We start from the raw sequence: 4,590 nt of genomic DNA, 5'->3' as shown, positions 1-4,590 counted from the left end.
TGGAATTTAAGCAATATTTTTTCATCACCTAGCCTTATCATTGCCCCCCTCACCTCCATCGCCACCAGATCCGGCAGGGTGATCGTCAGGTACAGGGTGCGCCCGGCAGGCGACCTGGTGGTCTCGGCCGGCACGGGGGACGGGGTCGGCCCCGTCGGCACCGGTCCGGCCGCCCAGTCGAGCGCGGCGGGGTCGGGGGTCCAGGTGAACTCCACGGTCACCCCCTTGAACACCATGGCGAGGGCATCGTGCGCTTCGGCGAGGTCGCGGTACGGCTCGAGCTGGCCGCGGTGCTGGCCGAAGAAGCTGCGGTTGAGCCACATCCCCACCGCTGGCGGCACCAGCAGGGCCGTGCCCTGCGCGAGCCACAGCGTGACGAGCATGCCGGTTACGGCGATCGCGCCGCTGAACGGCGGCGGCACCCCCAGCAGGGCGATGATGCCGCCGGTGAGGGTGGCGGCGCCGAGCGCCGTTTTACGCCCCATGAGTTCGGCGGACAGCCCCAGTCGCCGCCCGTGAGCCGCCTCGCTGAGGGTGGACAGACCGTCGTGGAGGGCCAGGACGCTGGTGAAGAGCCCGAGTGTGCGCCCTGTTATCCGCCAGCCAGGGGAGTCGGTAACGGGTAGCACCGAGGCGGCGTCACTGCTGATCATCCAGGCATAGATCGCGGCGTAGTCACCGGCGACATTCAGGCCGGTACCGATGTAGTTGGCGGTGTCGCCGACACTCGCCCACCAGCCGTTCTCCTCGGCAAGGTGCTCGCGCTCGCGGTCGAACACGCCCAGGCTGCCGGCGAGGGTGATCAGCCGCGCGACCTGTTGACCCAGTGCGTTGGCGCCGGTGAATTTGCTCACGCTCGCCTGGGCGTTGGCACGCAGGAGCTCGGCCCGCGCTGCCCAGGCCATCGCCGTGCGGGCCTGCTCCTCGTCGGCGATCTCCGGAAGTGCCTCGAGCCCCGCCTCTCCCTCGGGGGTTGCGGGCAGGTCGACTTCGATCCTGCGCGGGTTGTCAGCGATAGGTGGGGCGAAGTTGCCCCCACGGCCGTCGATGAAGTGCAGCGCCTCGCGCTTGTCGTCTTCGTCAGCATCGCTATGTTCGGTGCAGCCATGCGCGAGCTGGCGCAGCCAGCGCCGATATTCGCCCACGGTTACGGTGACGCGCACGGGGCGCGACGGGGGTTGAGCATCGTCGCCACGGACGTTGGGATCGCCGATCTCGATGATCTGGACGTAACGCACGAGGGTGCGCAGGGCGGCATGCGCGGCAGCACACTCGTGCCCGTCATCCCGATCCGTCGCGTTGCCAGAGTCGCTTTCGCGTGACTCGCCCCGCAGGGCTGCCGCGCTCTGGTGGCTGGCGAGTGCGGCACAGGCGTTGCCGGTGGCCTGTAGCAGGGCGGCAAGCAGGGTGGGATAGCGGTTGTGGAGCTGCTCGCGCTCGCGGGTGCTCAGCCCGGACCGGGCCGTCTCGAAGCGTGCCAGCCAGGCGGGGTCCGTATCGGGATGGAAGGCGGCTCCCGATTCCACGGCGGTGACGGCATCGACGGCGGCGTCGATGAGCCCGCGCTGGTTGGCGAACAGCGCCCGCACGAGCACGGCGTCACGCTCGCCGAGTGCGCCGGAGAGCCCCTGCCACAGCGTGGCACTGCTCGAGCCCATGATGCCGCCGCGCAGGGCGTTGGCCACCAGTCCGGTGGCGCCGAGGCCGCTGGGGTAATCGTGCTCGCTGTAGCGGGCGAGCGCGTCACCGAGGTGGGCCTGCACCCAGGCGGCGTAATCGTCGTCCATGGCTTCGAGCAGGGCGCGGGCGGTGTGCAGCCGTTCGCCGTAACGCCGCTCGAAGGTCTCGACGTCGTCGACACGGTAGTGGTCGCTCAGCTGTTCGTCATACTCGCCGACGACCTCGTCGACCCGGGCCCGGTCGCTGGCACGCTGTGCCTGTTCGACGGCCTGGCCATACTCGCTCTGCGACATCGCACGTCGGTTTCGCCACAGGGGGATGGCTTTCACGTACGCGTTCTGCCAACGCTGCTTCGACGCCGGGGTTGGTGCGCTGTTGATGCGGTCTTCGTAGTTGGCCTTGATCTGCTGGAGCTCGGCCTGAGGCGTACGCGCCTGCGCCCGTTCCTCGACGAGCGCGTCCCCGGTCTCGTGGACAGAATTGCGGAAGGCCTCGATCGCCTTCGCCCCCAGCAGCCGTCGACGGTTGGCACCCCCGTCGGCGTCGAGGAACGCCTCCAGCCCGGCCAGGGCCTGGTGGCGGTAGGCATTGAGCTCGTCGATGATGCCGAGCTCGTCGTTGACCGCGAGGATCAGCCCCCGGCCCTGGTAGCGCGCGGCGGCGTGTGCCAGACGCGCGTCCATGGCCTCGCGCAGGGCCTCGGCGTCATAGTCGATCGCCTGGTAACCACTGGCGAAGAAGTGCGTGTACAGCGCCCAACGCCCGGGGCTGTACTCCGCCACCCGCTCGGCCAGCGTATCGACGCCGAAGGCGTGGGGCACGGACCGCCCCGCCACCCACGCCGGGATGTCGAGCGACTGCATGTGCCGTTTCCGCCACGCCTCGTCCCGCCCGATGCGGCGGATATGCGCGAGCGGCCACGGATGTTGCGTGAACGCGTAATACACGCGTTTGGCGGTCTCGACGCTCGGCAGGGTGATGAACGCCGCGTTCAGTGCCTCGTTACGCCTGTCGTTACAGGGGAAGCCGAGCTCACCGAGCGCCGGCGGGTGCGCAACCGGAAACTGATAGAACTTGCCGGTATCGGTAATCGCGTAGGCATACCAGTGCAGCCCTTCGGGGTGCTCTTCGTCGTAGAGGTAGAGATACCCCGGACGCATCTGGCGCAGGATGTACTTATTCGCCTGCCACGCCGTGCTCTCCCCCAGCTGCGCCCGCGCCTCGTCATCGAGCTCCCGAGACTCGCGCCGGCCTTCGGGGAGGGCCTCGTCGAGCCTCACGTCCGTGAACGCCGCCACTTCAGCATCCGCCAGCCCGGGAACGGACGCGTTGATCAGCGTGCGCTGGCACACCGCGTAGCGTACCGGCAGGATCGGCAGCCCCATGCGCTCACAGTAACGGCATCGCCCCTGCTCCAACCCCGTGCACAGGTGCTCCGCGGCATAATCACGGGCGTCCGTTTCCGTCATGATGCCTCGACCTCCATGTCCTCTCGGATGGCCTGCCAGTCTGCCGCGCCCAACCGCTTCACCAGGACGCAATACGAGCACTTCCCTCCGCATTCATTCAGAAGGGAGCGCATGCGTGGATGGCGATGGAACTCCGGGTGGACCCGGACCCCATGGGCAACGAACTCGATGATCTCGCGACCACCGGACAGGCCGAAGCCTGCAGCCTGTTCGATCAGTCGATCGATTACAGCGGGCTCGTTTTCGAGCTTTTGGCGCTCTGCGTCCTGCTCCAGAAACTCGATACAGCGATTGAGCCTCGCGATGCGACGGATAGCCCCCCACTGTGATTCGCCAAGCGTCAGCCGCCCGAGGCTGCGCAATGACTCGTGCGGCGAAATGCGAAGTACCCGCCCAGTGTGATCGGGGAAGTACCACGCATCGACGGGGCCCAGCAGAATGGACAGCTGCCGCGGCGTCAGGATATCCACCAGACGCGCCAGGATTCGGGGATCGTGGAAGCGCAGCAACGCGTGCCGGCCGTCCGGGGTGCGTTGTGCGAGTTGCCGCCCGAGATAGCCTGCAATGGCCTCGGGCCTCACCGATGCCACCATCCACCCACATACCGCACGCGGCATGACCGGGCTGACTGGCAGGCCCTCCAGTGCTTCGCTGACGGCCCGTCGAACCGCCACGGGATCGTCCGGAAGGCGCTGGATCCGCAACTGCTGCGTTACCGGAACGTCGACAAACCGATTGGCTATCCGCGCACTACGCTGATCCGACCCGCGGGCAGCGTCACCCGGGCCAGCCGATGGATCCGTTAAGCCGTGCACGTGCTGGCCCGCTTCAAGTGCGCAGAGAAGCGCATCGAGCCCGTTTACGGGCTGAACGGCGTCACCTGCCACCGGCATCACTCCTCCACGAGACCTTCACCGCCCGTGGAGGCATCCCGATTCTTGCGCGAGCACAGCTCGTCATCCCCTTCCGGCAGGTCGGGGAGGGACTGCCCCGTGCTCGCCGGGCCGCCGAAGGCGTGCTGCGCCCCCTTTACGTCTATGGCCCCGGGGGCGTGAATATCGATGTTGCCGTCCTTAATCCGGATGTATCCGCCACCGCTGCTCAGCAGGATCTCGCTGGCCGCGCTTATCTCCACCCGCCCGGTGGATGAGGAGATCGTCACATCCTTTTCGGCGGCGATGCCGATGGCGCCGTTGTGTGCGTGGACATCGACGTTGCCGCGTGCGGCGAAGAGCTTGATGCCGGCGCGCTGGACGAACAGCGAGAGGCGGCGGGTGATGGCGGCGACGAGGCTGCCGCCGGTGGCGATGTTGACGTCCTCGCCGCTGGAGACGCTGAGCGCGCCGCCCTGGGCGAGGTGGGTGGAGGCGGGGGTGGTTGCGGTGATGCCTGCCGGCGAGGCGAGGTGCAGCCAGGGGGCGCGGAGCCCGGGGGTCTCGCC

At 68.0% G+C, this 4,590-nt stretch carries 3 protein-coding genes; all 3 read right to left on the bottom strand.

Annotated features, from left to right (window positions below):
- Nucleotides 1-3,149 (bottom strand): T6SS effector BTH_I2691 family protein (locus C516_RS0117950; RefSeq protein WP_026321281.1); only part of this gene is annotated, 3,149 nt, incomplete at its 3' end.
- Nucleotides 3,146-4,036 carry a DUF4123 domain-containing protein gene (locus C516_RS0117945; protein ID WP_211210656.1) on the bottom strand — a complete coding sequence of 297 codons (891 nt, stop codon included), beginning with the start codon at nt 4,034-4,036 and terminating at the stop codon, nt 3,146-3,148. The genes C516_RS0117945 and C516_RS0117950, both read right to left, overlap by 4 nt.
- Before the next feature lie 5 nt (nt 4,037-4,041).
- On the bottom strand, nt 4,042-4,590 hold a 549-nt coding region (locus C516_RS20205; RefSeq protein WP_156831307.1), incomplete at its 5' end, for a DUF2345 domain-containing protein.

Source organism: Arhodomonas aquaeolei DSM 8974, from assembly GCF_000374645.1.
In the GTDB taxonomy this organism is placed as follows: Bacteria; Pseudomonadota; Gammaproteobacteria; order Nitrococcales; family Nitrococcaceae; genus Arhodomonas; species Arhodomonas aquaeolei.
This window is presented reverse-complemented; position numbering and strand designations above follow the sequence as displayed.